The sequence below is a fragment of the Pseudomonas sp. F(2018) genome, assembly GCF_005508865.1.
Taxonomy (GTDB): Bacteria; Pseudomonadota; Gammaproteobacteria; order Pseudomonadales; family Pseudomonadaceae; genus Aquipseudomonas.
Map to the genome: position 1 here is coordinate 1157991 of NZ_SCOM01000001.1, position 16094 is coordinate 1174084.

The 16094-nt window shown below is 67.1% G+C and carries 16 protein-coding genes; 11 read left to right on the plus strand and 5 right to left on the minus strand.

What is annotated here, in order from left to right; all coding sequences use genetic code 11:
- Nucleotides 1-119 precede the first annotated feature (119 nt).
- From FFS62_RS05560 to FFS62_RS05570, 3 genes are read right to left on the minus strand one after another with little or no spacing between them, the layout of a single operon-like run.
- Nucleotides 120-839: a glycerophosphodiester phosphodiesterase family protein gene (locus FFS62_RS05560; RefSeq protein ID WP_137971797.1), complete on the minus strand. Its 720-nt coding sequence runs from the start codon at nucleotides 837-839 to the stop codon at nucleotides 120-122.
- Nucleotides 836-1132, minus strand: a complete 297-nt coding sequence (locus tag FFS62_RS05565) for a phosphodiesterase (RefSeq protein WP_137971798.1) — start codon at nucleotides 1130-1132, stop codon at nucleotides 836-838. The genes FFS62_RS05560 and FFS62_RS05565 overlap by 4 nt, the downstream gene beginning before the upstream one ends.
- Nucleotides 1132-1704: a PilZ domain-containing protein gene (locus FFS62_RS05570; RefSeq protein WP_137971799.1), complete on the minus strand. Its 573-nt coding sequence runs from the start codon at nucleotides 1702-1704 to the stop codon at nucleotides 1132-1134. Before FFS62_RS05570 ends, FFS62_RS05565 begins: the two co-directional genes overlap by 1 nt.
- A gap of 98 nt (nucleotides 1705-1802) precedes the next feature.
- Between FFS62_RS05570 and FFS62_RS05575 the strand changes: the two genes are divergently transcribed.
- From FFS62_RS05575 to FFS62_RS05585, 3 genes are read left to right on the plus strand one after another with little or no spacing between them, the layout of a single operon-like run.
- On the plus strand, nucleotides 1803-3059 hold the full coding sequence (locus tag FFS62_RS05575) for a lipoprotein-releasing ABC transporter permease subunit (RefSeq protein ID WP_137971800.1): 1257 nt from the start codon (nucleotides 1803-1805) through the stop codon (nucleotides 3057-3059).
- Nucleotides 3052-3735, plus strand: coding sequence for a lipoprotein-releasing ABC transporter ATP-binding protein LolD (gene lolD, locus FFS62_RS05580; RefSeq protein WP_137971801.1), 684 nt, complete (start codon nucleotides 3052-3054; stop codon nucleotides 3733-3735). The genes FFS62_RS05575 and lolD overlap by 8 nt, the downstream gene beginning before the upstream one ends.
- 1 nt (nucleotide 3736) lies before the next feature.
- Complete coding sequence (locus FFS62_RS05585; RefSeq protein ID WP_137971802.1) at nucleotides 3737-4981, plus strand: lipoprotein-releasing ABC transporter permease subunit; 1245 nt, start codon at nucleotides 3737-3739, stop codon at nucleotides 4979-4981.
- 36 nt (nucleotides 4982-5017) lie between these two features.
- Here the strand turns inward: FFS62_RS05585 and FFS62_RS05590 are convergent, their stop codons facing one another.
- The gene (locus FFS62_RS05590; RefSeq protein WP_137971803.1) at nucleotides 5018-5545 is read right to left on the minus strand and encodes a DUF2062 domain-containing protein; all 528 of its coding nucleotides are present in this window, start codon (nucleotides 5543-5545) and stop codon (nucleotides 5018-5020) included.
- A gap of 94 nt (nucleotides 5546-5639) precedes the next feature.
- Between FFS62_RS05590 and FFS62_RS05595 the strand changes: the two genes are divergently transcribed.
- The 8 genes from FFS62_RS05595 to murB all read left to right on the plus strand — a co-directional run bounded on the left by FFS62_RS05595 (nucleotide 5640) and on the right by murB (nucleotide 12503).
- Nucleotides 5640-7865, plus strand: a complete 2226-nt coding sequence (locus FFS62_RS05595) for a DNA internalization-related competence protein ComEC/Rec2 (RefSeq protein ID WP_137971804.1) — start codon at nucleotides 5640-5642, stop codon at nucleotides 7863-7865.
- A gap of 73 nt (nucleotides 7866-7938) precedes the next feature.
- The gene (locus FFS62_RS05600; protein ID WP_137972238.1) at nucleotides 7939-8610 is read left to right on the plus strand and encodes a MotA/TolQ/ExbB proton channel family protein; all 672 of its coding nucleotides are present in this window, start codon (nucleotides 7939-7941) and stop codon (nucleotides 8608-8610) included.
- Nucleotides 8607-9038, plus strand: a complete 432-nt coding sequence (locus FFS62_RS05605; protein ID WP_137971805.1) for a biopolymer transporter ExbD — start codon at nucleotides 8607-8609, stop codon at nucleotides 9036-9038. Before FFS62_RS05600 ends, FFS62_RS05605 begins: the two co-directional genes overlap by 4 nt.
- The gene (lpxK, locus tag FFS62_RS05610) at nucleotides 9035-10039 is read left to right on the plus strand and encodes a tetraacyldisaccharide 4'-kinase (RefSeq protein WP_137971806.1); all 1005 of its coding nucleotides are present in this window, start codon (nucleotides 9035-9037) and stop codon (nucleotides 10037-10039) included. The genes FFS62_RS05605 and lpxK overlap by 4 nt, the downstream gene beginning before the upstream one ends.
- A gap of 36 nt (nucleotides 10040-10075) precedes the next feature.
- Nucleotides 10076-10261 (plus strand): Trm112 family protein, encoded by a 186-nt coding sequence (locus tag FFS62_RS05615; RefSeq protein WP_137971807.1) that lies wholly within the window; start codon nucleotides 10076-10078, stop codon nucleotides 10259-10261.
- Nucleotides 10262-11023, plus strand: a complete 762-nt coding sequence (gene kdsB, locus FFS62_RS05620) for a 3-deoxy-manno-octulosonate cytidylyltransferase (protein WP_137971808.1) — start codon at nucleotides 10262-10264, stop codon at nucleotides 11021-11023.
- A complete protein-coding gene (locus FFS62_RS05625; RefSeq protein WP_137971809.1) occupies nucleotides 11023-11487 on the plus strand; it encodes a low molecular weight protein-tyrosine-phosphatase in 465 nt (154 codons plus the stop codon). The genes kdsB and FFS62_RS05625 overlap by 1 nt, the downstream gene beginning before the upstream one ends.
- Nucleotides 11484-12503, plus strand: a complete 1020-nt coding sequence (gene murB, locus FFS62_RS05630) for a UDP-N-acetylmuramate dehydrogenase (RefSeq protein ID WP_137971810.1) — start codon at nucleotides 11484-11486, stop codon at nucleotides 12501-12503. Before FFS62_RS05625 ends, murB begins: the two co-directional genes overlap by 4 nt.
- A gap of 83 nt (nucleotides 12504-12586) precedes the next feature.
- On the opposite strand, the gene rne is transcribed toward murB, so the two are convergent.
- Nucleotides 12587-15619, minus strand: coding sequence for a ribonuclease E (gene rne, locus FFS62_RS05635; protein WP_218569270.1), 3033 nt, complete (start codon nucleotides 15617-15619; stop codon nucleotides 12587-12589).
- Nucleotides 15620-16094: the final 475 nt, after the last annotated feature.

Below are 16094 nucleotides of genomic sequence, written 5' to 3' on the forward strand. Positions count from 1 at the left end.
AAGAAACCGGCCCTCGGGCCGGTTTTTTATTCTCTGTTGCCAGCTATGTAGCCCGGATGCAATCCGGGAGCGGCGCCGCGGTTTCCCCGGATTTCATCCGGGCTACAACGAGCCGCCAGCTAGCGCTTGAGCGTATCGACCGCCAGCCCCGGGAAGTCGGTGATGATGCTGTCCGCGCCGAAGTCGGCCAGGCGGCGCATCAGGGCCGGCTCGTTGACCGTCCAGACCGACACGTGCAGGCCGGCCTTCTGTGCCTTGAGCAGGCGTTCCGGGGTGCACAGGGTCCAGTTCAGCGCGAGCATCGAGCACTCGTGGTGGGCGGCGACCTTGAGCGGGTCGAGCCAGTTGTACTCGGCGACCAGGCCGCGCGACAGCTCCGGGGTCAGGCGGCGCAGGGCGCGCAGCACTTCGCGCGAGCTGCTGGTGACGGTGACCTTGTCCTTGATGCCGAAGCGCTCGGCCAGCGCCTGGATGGCCTGCACGGTACGCGCGGCGCGCACCCGCGAGGCGCTTTTGACTTCCAGCTGCCAGTGCTCGAAGGGGCACTGCTCGAACAGTGTCTCCAGCTTGGGGATGGGGCAGGGCGTCTTCCAGCCCGGGCCGCCCAGGCGCGCATCCAGGTTCGTCAGTTCCTCGGCATCATGCTCCACCACCTTGCCGCGACGGCCGGTGGTGCGCTTGAGGGTCGGGTCGTGGATCACCATCAGCTCGCCATCGCGCGACAGGTGCAGGTCCAGCTCGCAGCGGGTGACGCCGTGTTCAAGGCATTGCTGGAAACTGGCGAGGGTGTTTTCCGGTGCTTCGCCCTTGGCGCCGCGGTGGCCGTAGATGAGGGTCACTGTTGTTCCTTGGTGGGATGGCGGGGCTGGTGGTGAAGCACGCTGTTCACCACGTGGTCGTACTCGAAATAGACGCTGAAGGTGCGGTAGTCCCAGCGGGTGATCGGTGGCTGGCCCACCGGCGGATGTTCCTCGTCGGCCAGGCCGAAGCGCGCCAGCACCGAACTCCTGGACTCGCCCAGCTTGGGCAGGCCGGCGACCGCATCGCCCTGTTGGCCGACAGGAATCTCGATGGTTTCCGCCAGCACCGGCAACGGTAACAGCAGGACAAGCAGCAGTGGCAGGGCGCGCATCAGTCCTGCCCCCGCGCCTGGCGGCGCTCCAGCGCCTGCTTCTGCAGGATGTGGCGCGCCAGCAGCTGGCGCTGGGCGTCGGTCAGTGCCTCGAACTCGGTGCCGATCTCGAACTGGCCATCGTCGCGATTGTGGCAGTGCACGACCTGGGCGCGCAGCAGCAGACCGAGTGCCTGGGGCATCAGCACCATCTTGATCGCCAGATGGCTGCCGGCCGGTATCGCCTGGCCGTGATTGAAACTGATGCCGCCCTCGGAGATGGACACCCGCCGTGGCGCGCCGATGTCGCGCAGCAGGCTCTGCGCCACGGCCTGGCCGAGCAGGTCGATGCGCTTGTTCATCACCTTCAGGTAATTGGCCAGGGTGCGGTCGCGCTCGCTGATATGCCGCAGCAGGTGCTGCGACTCGAAGTCCATCAGGTGCAGTTCGCTGAGCAGATTGAACAGCGGGGAATTATCGTGCAGCGGGTCACTGGCGTGAGCTTCGGCCCTGGAAAGCAGGCTGAAATCCAGTGCGATCGTATCCTCGATACGGTAGTATTCGCGGCGATCATCGGCGTCTTGAATCGACATGGCGAACCCATGGCAGCAGTGGTGGTCTGAGTGTAAAGCCGCGCGCCAAGCCCCGCCACAAGGACGTTTCTCTCTTTCCGCCAGCGAACCCTTCACTCATGTTCAGACCCCTGCCGTTCTTTATCGGCGTGCGTTATACGCAGGCCCGGCGCCGCAGCCTGTTTGTCTCCTTCATCTCCCTCACCTCCATCATCGGCCTAGCCCTCGGCGTGCTGGTGATGATCGTCGTGCTGTCGGTCATGAACGGTTTCGACCGCGAGATGCGCGACCGCGTTCTGGGCATGGTGCCCCACGCCACCCTCGACAGCCCCACGCCGATCAAGGACTGGCGCACCATCGGCGAAGGCCTGCTGCGCCACCCGCAGGTGGCCGCCATCGCCCCCTTCACCCAGATGCAGGGCCTGCTGACCAACAACGGCCAGGTGCAGAAGGTGCTGGTCAACGCCATCGACCCGGTCGAAGAGGGCAAGGTGTCGATCATCGGCGACTACTTCCTCAAGGATCAGGGCGCGCTCGATTCGCTCAAGGCCGGCGGCTTCGGCATCGTCATCGGCGACCTGGCGGCGAAGAAGCTCGGTCTGAAGATCGGCGACAAGGTCACCTTCGTCGCGCCCGAGGTGGCGGTGACGCCCGCCGGCATGTTCCCGCGCATGAAGCGCTTCACCGTGGTCGGCATCTTCCATGTCGGCGCTGGCGAGATCGACGGCCATGTGGTGATGACCCATGTGCAGGACGCCGGCCGCCTGCTGCGCCTCAAGCCGGGCGAGGTGCAGGGCATCCGCCTGAAATTGCATGATCTGTTCCAGGCGCCCCAGGTGGCCTGGGAACTGGCTACCCTGCTGCGCGAGCAGGACTTCTACGCCCGCGACTGGACTCGCACCCACGGCAACCTGTACCAGGCCATCCGCATGGAGAAGACCATGATCGGCCTGCTGCTGTTGCTGATCGTCGCGGTGGCCGCCTTCAACATCATCTCCACCCTGGTGATGGTGGTGACCGACAAGAAGTCCGACATCGCCATCCTGCGCACCCTCGGCGCCACACCGCGGCAGATCATGCTGACCTTCATGGTCCAGGGCTCGGTGATCGGCATCGTCGGCACCCTGGTCGGCGGCGTGCTCGGCGTGCTCGCCGCGCTCAACGTCAGCGCGGCGATCAAGGGCCTGGAAGATCTGCTCGGCATCCAGTTCCTCAATGCCGAGGTGTACTTCATCGATTACCTGCCCTCGCAGGTGCAGGGCTCGGATGTGGCGCTGGTCTGCGGCGCCGCCCTGGTCCTGAGTTTCCTTGCCACCCTTTACCCGGCCTGGCGTGCGGCGCGCACCCAGCCAGCGGAGGCTTTGCGTTATGAGTGACAAGTCCGTCCTGAGTTGCCGCAACCTGGGCAAGAGCTACGAGGAAGGCCCGCAGACGGTCGAGGTGCTGGCCAATGTCGAGCTGGAGCTGCTGCCCGGCGAGCGCGTGGCCATCGTCGGTTCCTCCGGCTCGGGCAAGAGCACCCTGCTGAACATGCTCGGCGGCCTGGATACGCCGAGCAAGGGCAGCGTCTGGCTGGCCGGCGAGGAACTCTCGGCGCTCAACGAAAAGGCCCGCGGCCTGCTGCGCAACCGTGCGCTGGGCTTCGTCTACCAGTTTCACCACCTGCTGCCGGAATTCACCGCGCTGGAAAACGTGTGCATGCCGCTGCTGATCGGCAAGACGCCGATCCCGGAGGCGCGCCAGCGTGCCACCGCGCTGCTGGAGCGGGTCGGCCTCGGTCATCGCCTGTCGCACAAGCCGGCCGAGCTGTCTGGTGGCGAGCGCCAGCGCGTGGCCATCGCCCGCGCCCTGGTCAACAACCCGGCGCTGGTGCTGCTCGACGAGCCGACCGGCAACCTCGACCAGCACACCGCCCAGGGCATTCAGGACCTGATGCGCGAGCTCAGCTCCTCGTCGCAGACCGCCTTCCTGGTGGTGACCCATGATCCGCAACTGGCAGGGCAGATGGATCGCGTGCTGCGCCTGGAAGACGGCAAGCTGGTGGCTGCCTGATATGTTCCGGCCACTCGCGATCTTCGTTGGCGCCCGCTACACCCGGGCCAAGCGGCGCAACCACTACATCTCGTTCATCTCGCTGACCTCGATGATCGGCCTGGCGCTTGGCGTGCTGGCGATGATCGTGGTGCTGTCGGTGATGAATGGTTTCCAGAAGGAAATGAGCTCGCGCATTCTCGGCATGGTGCCGCACGCCACCCTGTCCGCGCAGCAGCCGCTGGACGACTGGCAGGCGGTGGCCGCCGCCGCCATGAAGCACCAGCAGGTGACCGGCGCCGCGCCCTTCGCCGAGCTGGAGGGCATGTTCTCCTACAAGGGCACCATGCAGCCGATCCAGATCAATGGTATCGATCCGGCCGAGGAGCAGAAGGTCTCGATCATCGGTCGGCACATGGTCCAGGGCCGCCTGGAGGACCTCAAGCCGGGCGAGTTCGGCGTGGTGCTCGGCGAGATCAGCGCGCGGCGCTTCCGCCTCAGTGTCGGCGACAAGCTGACCCTGATCGTGCCGGAGCTGAGCAACGCCGCCGGCGGCATTACCCCGCGCATGCTGCGTCTGTCGGTGGTCGGCGTGTTCAAGGTCGGCGCCGAGCTGGATGGCAGCCTGGCGCTGATCAACATCGCCGACGCCTCCAGCATCCAGCGCATGAACGAAGGGCAGGTGCAGAGCGTGCGCATCGCCCTCAAGGACCTGTACCAGGCGCCGCAGGTGTCTGCCGCCATTGCCAAGGAGTTGGGCGCCGGCTACAAGTCGATCGACTGGACCCGTACCCAGGGCAGCCTGTTCAGCGCCATGCAGATGGAGAAGACCATGATCGGTCTGCTTCTGCTGCTGATCATCGCGGTGGCTGCCTTCAACATCATTGCCACGCTGATCATGGTGGTCGCCGACAAGCGCGCCGACATCGCCATCCTGCGTACCCTGGGTGCCACGCCGGGGCAGATCATGGCCACCTTCATGGTCCAGGGCACGGTGATCGGCAGCATCGGCACCCTGATCGGTGGCGTGCTGGGCGTGATCGTCGCGCTCAATGTCAGCAGCTGGGTGGCTTGGCTGGAGCGGGTCAGCGGCGCGCATATCTTCAGCTCGGACGTGTACTTCATCAGCAGCCTGCCGTCCGATCTGCGCGGCCTGGACGTGCTGCTGATCTGCGGCGCGGCACTGAGCATGAGCTTCCTCGCCACGCTGTACCCGTCCTGGCGTGCCTCACGCACCCAGCCGGCCGAGGCGCTGCGCTACGAGTGAAGACAAAAACGCCGCGATCATCGCGGCGTTTTTCATTCAGTTGGCGGCCTGACGACGGCGCTCGGCGCGCTTGCGCCAGCTGTGCGCCACCCACCAGCGCCAGTACAGCATGGTCACGCCATAACCCAGTGCGCCGAGCAGCGCGCCGGTGACGACCGAGCCGAGCAGGAACGGCTTCCAGACGATGGCCAGCTCGCCGCTGATCCATTCCCAGGTCAGCTCGTCCGGCAGCTCCATCGGCGGAATACCGAGCAACCAGCTGCCCATCTTGTAGGTGCAGTAGAAGATCGGCGGCATGGTGAAGGGGTTGGTCAGCCACACCAGGCCCACCGAGATCGGCAGGTTGGCGCGGATCGGAATCGCCAGGCAGGCGGCGATCAGCATCTGCGCAGGCGCCGGGATGAATGCGGCGAACAGGCCGGCAGCCATGGCACGCGCCACCGAATGGCGGTTCAGGTGCCAGAGGTTGGGATCGTGCAGCAAGGCGCCGAGGAAGCGCAGTGACTTGTGTTCCCGGATCGTCTCCGGATTGGGCATGTAGCGTTTGAACAGACGACGAGGCATGGGCAGTCTCGGGAAAAACGAGCGGCTATTATGCACCGATGGTCGCAGGCAGGCTTGGCCGCATTGTGACAACCGATAACCCAGGATGGGAAAGATGCGCACAGGGATGCTCGCGCTGGGTACAGGCCTGGCCTGCCTGCCGTTACTGCCGGAGTTGCCGCCGACCTGGCTGTTGCTGACGCTGCTGCCCGTGGCGTTGATGCTATTGCCGTGGCGCAGCTATGCCATCTCCTTCCTGTTGTTCGGCTTTGTCTGGGCTTGCTGGAGCGCCCAGGCGGCGCTGGATGATCGCCTGCTTCCCGAGCTGGACGGCCGCACCCTGTGGCTGGAGGGGAGGGTGAGCGGCCTGCCGGAGGTGAGCGAGGGCGTGGTGCGCTTCCAGTTGGAAGAGCCGATAGCGCGTGCGCACCGGCTGCCCGCACGGCTGCGCCTGTCCTGGTACGACGGTCCGCCCGTGCTGGCCGGCGAGCGCTGGCGCCTGGCGGTCAAGCTCAAGCGCCCACGTGGCCTGGTCAATCCGCAGGGCTTCGATTACGAGGCCTGGCTGCTGGCCCAGCGCATCGGCGCTACCGGCACCATCAAGCAGGGCGAGCGATTGGGCGAGGCATCGGGACCTGCCGCCTGGCGCGATGAGCTGCGCCAGCGCCTGCTCAGCGTCGAGGCGCACGGCCGCGCCGGCGGGTTGGCGGCGCTGGTGCTCGGCGACGACTCCGGCCTCAGTCGCGCCGATTGGCGCACATTGCAGGACACCGGCACCGTGCACCTGCTGGTGATCTCCGGCCAGCACGTGGCGCTGCTCGCCGCCGTGCTCTATGGCCTGGTCGCCGGTCTGGCCCGCCTCGGTCTCTGGCCGCGCCTGCTGCCCTGGCTGCCCTGGGCCTGTGGCCTGGCCTTCGCCGGTGCGCTGGGCTATGGCCTGCTGGCCGGCTTCGAGGTGCCGGTACGGCGTGCCTGCGTGATGGTGGCGCTGGCGCTGCTCTGGCGCCTGCGCTTTCGACACCTTGGGCTGTGGTGGCCGCTGGCGCTGGCGTTCATTCTGGTGTTGCTGGTCGAGCCACTGGCCAGCCTGCAGGCGGGCTTCTGGTTGTCGTTCGGCGCGGTGGGGGCGCTGGTCTGGGTATTCGGCGGGCGGCTCGGCGCCTGGTCCTGGTGGCGCGTCTGGTGGCGGGCGCAGTGGACGCTGGCCCTGGGGCTGTTGCCAATGTTCTTCGCCCTCGGTCTGCCGTTGAGCCTGAGCGGCCCGCTGGCCAACTTGGTCGCCGTGCCCTGGGTCAGTCTGCTGGTGGTGCCGCTGGCGTTGCTCGGCACCCTACTGTTGCCGGTGCCCTGGCTGGGGGAGGGACTACTGTGGCTGGCCGGCGGCCTGCTGGAAATCCTGTTCCAGCTGCTGGCCTGGATCGCGGCGTTACTACCGGCCTGGCTACCCACCGCGCTGCCGCTCTGGTGCTGGCTGATCGGCAGCCTGGGCGTGTTGTTATGCCTGGCGCCGGCCGGTGTGCCGCTGCGGGCGTTGGGCCTGGTGATGCTGCTGGCATTCGTTGCGCCGCCGCGTGAACGAATTCCGCCGGGGCAGGCGGAAGTCTGGCAGCTGGATGTCGGCCAGGGCCTGTCCGTGCTGGTGCGCACCCGCGAGCATGTGCTGCTGTACGACGCCGGGCCGCGTTTTGGCGATTTCGATCTGGGTGAGCGGGTGGTGCTGCCGTCGCTGCGCCAGCTCGGTGTGTCGCGCCTCGACCTGATGCTGCTCAGTCATGCCGACAGCGATCATGCCGGCGGGGCGGAGGCGCTGGCGCGTGGTCTGCCGATCGACCGCGTGCTGAGTGGCGAGGCGGCTGTGTTGCCGGTGAGTCTGGTGGCGCAGCCGTGTATCGACGGGGCGAGCTGGAGCTGGGATGGCGTGCGCTTCACCACCTGGCGCTGGGTCGGGGCGGGAGAGGGCAACCCGGCTTCCTGCCTGCTCAAGGTCGAGGCAGCAGGCGAGCGGCTGCTGCTGACCGGCGATATAGATGAGGCGGCGGAAGCGGCGCTGCTGGCGGCCGGTCGCGATCTGCGCGCCGATTGGCTGCAGGTGCCGCACCATGGCAGCCGCAGCTCGTCGTCGGCGGCGTTTCTCGATGCGGTGGCGCCACGGGCTGCCTTGCTCTCGCGAGGTTGGCACAATCCCTTCGGTCATCCGCACCCGACTGTGCTGGCGCGTTATCGCGAGCGCGACATTACCCTGTATGACAGCGCCGAACGTGGCGCCGTACGCGTGCAGCTGGGCGCTGGGGAAGGCGTTTCCAGCTGGCGCGAGCGTCCGCGTTTCTGGCGGGAAAAATGAGAACCGGGGTGGTCTGCGCCGACTCGACCCTATGCTAGAGTGGCGCCACTTTTCCGAGTGGGGATGCACTGCCGTGTGGGAGCTGGTCAAATCTGGTGGCTGGATGATGCTGCCGATCATTCTGAGTTCTATCGTTGCCGCCGGCATCACTGCCGAACGTCTCTGGACCCTGCGCGCCAGCCGTATCGCGCCACCCCATCTGCTGGGTCAGGTGTGGCTGTGGATCAAGGAAAAGAAGCTCACCAACGACAAGCTCAAGGAGCTGCGTGCCAACTCGCCGCTGGGGCAGATCCTCGCTGCCGGCCTGGCCAACTCCAAGCATGGCCGCGAGATCATGAAGGAGTGCATCGAGGAGGCGGCTGGTCGCGTCATCCATGATCTGGAGCGCTATCTCAACACCCTCGGCACCATCGCCGGCATTGCGCCGCTGCTCGGCCTGCTCGGCACCGTGCTGGGCATGATCGATATCTTCAGCGCCTTCATGGGCACCCACATGGCCAACGCCTCGGTGCTCGCCGGCGGTATCGCCAAGGCCCTGATCACCACCGCCGCCGGCCTGTTCGTGGCCATCCCGGCGCTGTTCTTCCACCGCTTCCTGGTGCGCCGCGTCGACGAGCTGGTGGTCGGTATGGAGCAGGAGGCGATCAAGCTGGTGGAAGTGGTGCAGGGCGACCGTGACGTCGACCTGGGCAACGGCAGCGCCCCCGCGCCGAAAGAAGCCCGCAAAGAGAGCAAGAAGGCGTGAAGTTCCGGCGCAAACAGCGGGAGAACAATGTCGAGATCAACCTGGCGTCGTTGATCGACGTGGTGTTCATCCTGCTGCTGTTCTTCGTGGTCACCACCACCTTCACCCGCGAGACCCAGCTCAAGGTCGACCTGCCGGAAGCCGCCAGCGGCACGCCGCCGGAAGACACCGCGCTGAAGCAGATGGAAGTCCTGATCAGTGCCGAGGGCAGCTACTCGCTGAATGGCCAGGCGCTGCTCAAGAGCGATCTGGACGGCCTGATGGCGGCGCTGGGCAAGGAGTCCGGCGGCGACAACAGCCTGCCGCTGTCCATCAGCGCCGACGCCAAGACCCCGCACCAGGCGGTGATCACCGCCATGGACGCCGCCGGCAAGATGGGCTTCTCCCACCTGCGCATCACCACGGTCGAGGCCGAGGCCAAGCCTTGAGCCTGGCCGACCGGCTGACCGCCGCCTGGTACCACGGCCACCCGGCCCTGACCCTGCTGCGCCCGCTGGAGTGGTTGTACCGGCGGGTGGTGCAGGGCAAGCGCCGCGCCTTCCTGGCCGGCGAGGGCGATATCTACCGCGCGCCGGTGCCGGTGCTGGTGGTCGGCAACGTCACCGTTGGCGGCACCGGCAAGACCCCCATGATTCTCTGGCTGATCGAGCGCTGCCGTGCCCGTGGCCTGCGCGTCGGCGTGGTCAGTCGTGGCTATGGCGCGACGCCGCCGCAGCTGCCCTGGCGGGTCCGCGCCGACGACCCGGCCAGCCACGCCGGCGACGAGCCGCTGCTGATCGTCCAGCGCAGCGGCGTGCCGCTGGTGATCGACCCGCGGCGGGCCCGCGCCGTGCAGGCCTTGCTGGAGCAGGAGCCACTCGACCTGATCCTCAGCGATGACGGCCTGCAGCATTACCGCCTGGCCCGCGATATCGAACTGGTATTGATCGATGCTGCGCGTGGCCTGGGTAATCGCCGCTGCCTGCCTGCCGGTCCCCTGCGCGAGCCGGCCGAGCGCCTGGCCGAGGTCGACGCGGTGCTGCGCAACGGCGCCGCCGAGGATGGCGAGGAGGGCTACGCCCTGCAGCTGCGGCCAACCGCCCTGGTCAATCTGCTCAGCGGCGAGCGCGTCGGCCTCGAGCATTTCGCGCCGGGCCAGCAGGTCCATGCGGTAGCCGGCATCGGCAATCCGCAGCGTTTCTTCAATACCCTCGAAGCGCTAAACTGGCGGCCGATCGCGCATCCCTTCGCCGACCACGCCAGCTACAGCCCCGAGGCCCTGCAATTCAGCCCGCCGCTGCCGCTGCTGATGACCGAGAAGGATGCGGTGAAATGCCGAGCCTTCGCCGCCGCCGACTGGTGGTACCTGGCGGTGGATGCGGCGCCGTCACCGGCCTTCGTCGCCTGGTTCGATGCGCGCCTGGATCGCCTGCCGTCCGCCCGGCCCTGAGTTTTCGCGTTTTCCCACCTCTCCGAGGATTCCCCCATGGACCCCAAACTGCTCGACATCCTGGCCTGTCCGGTGTGCAAGGGCCCGCTGCAGCTTTCCGAAGACAAGTCCGAGCTGATCAGCAAGGGCGCCGGCCTGGCCTATCCGATTCGCGACGGCATCCCGGTGATGCTGGAGAGCGAAGCGCGCACCCTGACCACCGATGAGCGCCTGGACAAGTAGATGACTGCCTTCACCGTTGTAATTCCCGCCCGCTACGCCTCCAGCCGCCTACCCGGCAAGCCGCTGCAGGACATCGCCGGCAAGCCCATGGTCCAGCACGTCTGGGAGCAGACCAAGAAGAGCAGCGCTACCCGCGTGGTGGTGGCTACCGACGATGCGCGCATCCTCAAAGCCTGCCAGGGCTTCGGCGCAGAAGTGCTGATGACCCGCGTCGACCACAACTCCGGCACCGACCGTCTGGCCGAAGTGGCCACCCAGCTGGGCTTGGCCAACGACGCCATCGTGGTCAACGTGCAGGGCGATGAGCCGCTGATTCCGCCGAGCATCATCGATCAGGTGGCCGCCAACCTGGCCGCCAATCCGCAGGCCGGCATCGCCACCCTGGCCGAGCCGATCGAGGACGTCACCGCGCTGTTCAATCCCAATGTGGTCAAGGTGGTGTCGGACAAGAGCGGCCTGGCCCTGACCTTCAGCCGCGCGCCGCTGGCCTGGGCTCGCGATGCCTTCGCCAAAAGTCGCGATGCGCTGCCGGAAGGCGTGCCTTACCGTCGCCACATCGGCATCTACGCCTACCGCGCCGGCTTCCTGCATGACTTCGTTGCCTGGGGCCCGTGCTGGCTGGAAGACACCGAGTGCCTGGAGCAGCTGCGTGCGCTCTGGCATGGCGTGCGCATCCACGTGGCCGATTCCCTGGAAGCGCCTGCCGCCGGCGTCGATACGCCGGAAGACCTGGAGCGGGTGCGCCGCCTGTTGGGGGCCTGATGCGCGTCCTGTTCGTCTGCATGGGCAATATCTGCCGCTCGCCGACGGCCGAGGGCGTGTTCCGCCAGCGCCTGCTGCAGGCTGGCCTGCATGAGCGGGTGAGGGTGGACTCCGCCGGCACCGGCGACTGGCATGTGGGCAAGGCCCCGGACGGTCGCTCCAGCCAGGCGGCGCTGAGCCGCGGCTACGACCTTTCGAGCCTGCGCGCGCGCCAGGTGCTGCGTGACGACTTCCAGCGTTTCGACCTGATCCTGGCCATGGATCACGACAACCTGGCGCGTCTGCAGGCTCTGCGGCCTGCCGCTGGCGGCGCCGAGCTGGACCTGCTGCTGCGCCGCTACCAACTGGCGCTGGACGAGGTGCCCGATCCCTATTACGGCGGCGCCGACGGCTTTGAGCAGGTGCTAGACCTGATCGAGCAGGCCAGCGATGCGCTGCTCGCCGAGATCAGGGGGCGCCTGTGAGCCTGTGCTTGCAAGAGAATGTTTCCCTCAAGCCCTTCAATACCTTCGGTGTCGATGTGCGGGCCCGGCTGTTCGCCGAGGCGAACAGCGACGCCGAAGTGCGCGAGGCCCTGGCCCTGGCCGAGCAGCGCGGTCTGCCGCTGCTGCCGATTGGTGGCGGCAGCAACCTGCTGCTGACCGGCGATATCGAGGCCCTGGTGCTGCGCATGGCCAGTCGCGGCCTGCGCATCGTCGAAGACGACGGCGCGCGGGTGCTGGTCGAGGCCGAGGCTGGCGAGCCCTGGCATCCCTTCGTGCTGTGGAGCCTGGAGCAGGGCCTGGCCGGGCTGGAAAATCTCAGCCTGATCCCCGGCACGGTCGGCGCCGCGCCGATGCAGAACATCGGTGCCTACGGCGTGGAGATCAAGGATGTGTTCGCCGGGCTGACGGCGCTGGACCGCCACAGCGGCGAGCTTTGCGAGTTCGACCTGGAGGCGTGCGCCTTCGCCTACCGCGACAGCCTGTTCAAGCAGCAGCCGGGGCGCTGGTTGATCCTGCGCGTGCGTTTTGCCCTGACCCGCCAGGCGCGGCTGCACCTGGACTACGGTCCGGTGCGCCAGCGCCTGCAGGCCGAAGGCATCGAGGCGCCGACGCCTAGCAATGTCAGTCGCGCCATCTGTGCCATCCGCAGCGAGAAATTGCCTGACCCAGCGCAGCTGGGCAATGCCGGCAGCTTCTTCAAGAATCCGCTGGTGCCGGTCGAGCTGGCCGAGCGCATTCGCGCCGAGCATGCCGATCTGGTCAGTTATCCGGCGGGAGAGGGGCTGGCCAAGCTGGCGGCCGGCTGGCTGATCGAGCGGGCCGGGTGGAAGGGCTTCCGCGAAGGCGATGCCGGCGTGCATCGTCTGCAGGCGCTGGTGCTGGTCAACTATGGCGCGGCGAGCGGCGCCCAGTTGCTGGAGCTGGCTCGGCGCATTCAGCGGGATATCCTGCAGCGCTTCGGTGTGGAGCTGGAGATAGAACCCAACGTGCTCTGAGCACAGCGCAGGCAGTTGGCGGCCGATAGGCCGAAACGAAAAAGGGGATGCCGAAGCATCCCCTTTTTCTTGGACCGCAGATCTTAGATCTGCGGTTTCGCCTCTTCTTCCTTGTCCGCCTCTTCAGCGGCAGGCTCGGCGGCGCTGACAACCACCGGCTCCTCGCTCGGCGCTTCGGCTACCACTTCAGCCGGGGCGACTTCGCTCGGTGCTTCCACCGCCGGAGCGGCCTCCACGACCGGAGCAGCCTGTTCGACTACCGGAGCGGCTTCGACCGGAGCGGCCTCGACTACGGCAGGTGCCTCGATCGGAGCGGCTTCCACCTGCGGCGCGGCAGCGGCTTCGGCAGCCAGGCGCTCGGCCTCGCGCTGACGACGGCGCACTTCACGCGGATCGTTCGGTGCGCGACCACCGCTGCTCTGAGGAGCGGCTGCCGGAGCGGCCTCTACGGGAGCGGGAGCAGCTTCGGCAACCACGGCCGGAGCCTCGACGACCGGCGCGACCGGAGCCTGCTCCACCGGAGCGGCTTCCACTGCCGGTTCGGCTGCGATGGCCGGGGCAGGGGCGGGCTCTTCGATCGAGGTGACGATCTCGGCTGGCGCTTGCTCGGCTACCGGAGCCTGTTCCGGCTGGGCCAGGGCTTGCTCGGCGGCTACGGTCACGGCGGCGGCGACCGCCACGGCAGCGCTTTCGGCGGCGGTGATGGTGGCACCTTCGGTGCCGGCCTCGGCAGCTTCTGCATTCTCCTCGGCGTCATCGGCGATCGGGTTGCCGTCGGCATCACGCAGGCGCTCGCGGCGGTTGCTGCGGCGACGCTGACCACGGGAGCGACGGCGCGGGCGATCACCGCCTTCACCGCCTTCCTGGTCGTCATCGGCCTGCTCGCCATTCAACAGCACTTCTTCTTCGCTGGCGGCTTCGGCCTGTTCGGCGCGCGGTTGACGCTCCTCACGCGGCGGACGCGGCTGGCGCTCTTCGCGTGGCTTGCGCTCGGCGCGCTGCTCCTGCTGCTCTTCACCATTGGCGGCTACGACGTCCAGCGGCTCGCGCAGCTCGCGACGACGCTCTTCGCGCGGCTCGCGGGCTTCACGCGGCTGGCGCTCGCGGCGATTTTCCTGGCCTTCACGTGGCTCGCGCGGCTCACGAGCCTCGCGTGGTTGACGCTCCTCGCGCGGCTGGCGTTCTTCACGGGCTTCACGCGGTTGGCGCTCTTCGCGCGGCTCGCGGGCTTCGCGAGGCTGACGCTCTTCACGCGGCTTGCGCTCTTCGCGTTCGCCACGCTCGCTACGTTCACCGCGCTCGCGGCTGCCACGGCCGTCGCGACGGTTCTGCTGGCGGCCGTTGCGGCGCTCGTCGCCACGCGGCTTGCGCTCGGCGGGCTTGGCTTCGGCGACCGGCTGCTGCTCTTCTTCCTTGCCGGCGAACAGGCTGACCAGACCCTTGACCAGGCCCTTGAACAGGCTCGGCTGCGGAGTCGGCGCGGCCGGTGCCAGCGGGGCGGCCGGAGTCGGTGCGGCTGGGCGCGGCGGGGTGGTCTTCAGCGCGGCTTCCTGGCGGACCAGGGTGCGGGTGGCGCTGACCGGTTGGGCATCTTCGACTTCTGCGGCAGCCATCTCGTAGCTGGATTGGCCGCTCATCACTTCCGGGCTGTCGTCGCGCAGGCGCTGGACTTCGAAGTGCGGGGTTTCCAGATGGTCGTTCGGCAGGATCACGATGCGCGCACGGGTGCGCAGCTCGATCTTGGTGATGCTGTTGCGCTTCTCGTTGAGCAGGAAGGCGGCAACCGGGATCGGCACCTGGGCACGAACCTCGGCGGTGCGGTCCTTCAGGGCCTCTTCCTCGATCAGACGCAGGATGGCCAGCGACAGGGACTCGACGTCACGGATGATGCCTTGGCCGTTGCAGCGCGGGCAGACGATGCCGCTGGTCTCGCCCAGGGACGGACGCAGGCGCTGACGGGACATTTCCAGCAGGCCGAAGCGCGAGATGCGGCCGACCTGGACGCGGGCGCGGTCGGCTTCCAGGCACTCACGCACGCGGTCTTCGACGGCGCGCTGGTTCTTGGCCGGGGTCATGTCGATGAAGTCGATGACGATCAGGCCGCCGATGTCACGCAGGCGCAGCTGGCGGGCGATCTCTTCAGCCGCTTCCAGGTTGGTCTGCAAGGCGGTTTCTTCGATGTCGCCGCCTTTGGTCGCGCGCGCCGAGTTGATGTCGATGGACACCAGGGCTTCGGTCGGGTCGATGACGATGGAGCCGCCGGACGGCAGCTTCACTTCGCGCTGGAAGGCGGTTTCGATCTGGCTTTCGATCTGGAAGCGGTTGAACAGCGGCACGCTGTCTTCGTACAGCTTGATCTTGCTGGCGTACTGCGGCATGACCTGCTGGATGAAGGCCAGGGCTTCTTCCTGGGCTTCGATGCTGTCCACCAGTACTTCGCCGATGTCCTGGCGCAGGTAGTCGCGGATGGCGCGGATGATGACGTTGGATTCCTGGTAGATCAGGAACGGTGCGGCACGACCCTGGGAGGCGTCCTTGATGGCGGTCCACAGCTGGATCAGGTAGTCCAGGTCGAGCTGCAGCTCTTCGCTCGAGCGGCCCAGGCCGGCGGTGCGCACGATCAGGCCCATGTCGCCCGGGGCGTTGAGGCCGTTCAGCGCTTCGCGCAGTTCGTTGCGCTCTTCACCTTCGATGCGGCGGGAGATGCCACCGGCGCGCGGGTTGTTCGGCATCAGAACCAGGTAACGGCCGGCGAGGCTGATGAAGGTGGTCAGGGCGGCGCCCTTGTTGCCACGCTCTTCCTTCTCGACCTGGACGATGACTTCCTGGCCTTCCTTCAGCACTTCCTTGATGTTGACGCGGCCACCTTCAGGCGACTTGCTGAAGTACTCGCGGGAAATTTCCTTGAGGGGCAGGAAGCCGTGGCGCTCGGCGCCGAAGTCGACGAAAGCCGCTTCGAGGCTGGGCTCGACGCGGGTGATGCGGCCCTTGTAGATGTTGGCTTTCTTCTGCTCACGGGCGCCGGATTCGATATCCAGGTCGTAGAGCTTCTGGCCATCTACCAGAGCGACACGCAACTCTTCGGGCTGAGTTGCGTTGATCAGCATTCTTTTCATGTTGTACCAATGGTTTCCGGGGCTGCCGGAAACGGCGTTTGGCACACACGACTCTCACGGTCGGTGTCAGGGTGCGTCGCCGGTGTGGTCGTAAATCACTCCGGTGTCCAGCGGTCAGGCCAACGGGGCCGGGCCGCGACAACGCTCCTGTTTGCTGTGGTGACAGAAGCACTCAGTCAGGGGAGGAATCAACCGGTCGGTGCGGACGAATGTGAAGCGTCTGGGTAATGCCTGTAGCTACGCTGTCCGACGGTTGTGCATCTCCACCCTACACGTATCGCTGAAATCGGGTGCCGCTCGCTGAATCCGTAGCGGGTTTGCATTACCGCAGGCTGGGCCTGCGCGTCTGTCGAGCCTGGTCGCGACTTCATGCGCTCAAGGCTCTTGTGGCTCAAGGCTTTGTTTCCGGGAAACATCGCGCTCTGTGCGGCGAGATTCCCGTCGGACGGCCTCACGTCCTGAAAGGGTTGCGCTC

Bases quoted from the DNA above. Each gene is read 5' to 3' on its own strand.
- FFS62_RS05575 (WP_137971800.1), top strand. From the start codon at position 1,803: ATGTTCAGACCCCTGCCGTTCTTTATCGGCGTGCGTTATACGCAGGCC.
- FFS62_RS05585 (WP_137971802.1), top strand. From the start codon at position 3,737: ATGTTCCGGCCACTCGCGATCTTCGTTGGCGCCCGCTACACCCGGGCC.
- kdsB (WP_137971808.1), top strand. From the start codon at position 10,262: ATGACTGCCTTCACCGTTGTAATTCCCGCCCGCTACGCCTCCAGCCGC.
- lolD (WP_137971801.1), top strand. From the start codon at position 3,052: ATGAGTGACAAGTCCGTCCTGAGTTGCCGCAACCTGGGCAAGAGCTAC.
- rne (WP_218569270.1), bottom strand. From the start codon at position 15,619: ATGAAAAGAATGCTGATCAACGCAACTCAGCCCGAAGAGTTGCGTGTC.
- FFS62_RS05565 (WP_137971798.1), bottom strand. From the start codon at position 1,132: ATGCGCGCCCTGCCACTGCTGCTTGTCCTGCTGTTACCGTTGCCGGTG.
- FFS62_RS05625 (WP_137971809.1), top strand. From the start codon at position 11,023: ATGCGCGTCCTGTTCGTCTGCATGGGCAATATCTGCCGCTCGCCGACG.
- FFS62_RS05570 (WP_137971799.1), bottom strand. From the start codon at position 1,704: ATGTCGATTCAAGACGCCGATGATCGCCGCGAATACTACCGTATCGAG.
- FFS62_RS05590 (WP_137971803.1), bottom strand. From the start codon at position 5,545: ATGCCTCGTCGTCTGTTCAAACGCTACATGCCCAATCCGGAGACGATC.
- FFS62_RS05595 (WP_137971804.1), top strand. From the start codon at position 5,640: ATGCGCACAGGGATGCTCGCGCTGGGTACAGGCCTGGCCTGCCTGCCG.
- FFS62_RS05615 (WP_137971807.1), top strand. From the start codon at position 10,076: ATGGACCCCAAACTGCTCGACATCCTGGCCTGTCCGGTGTGCAAGGGC.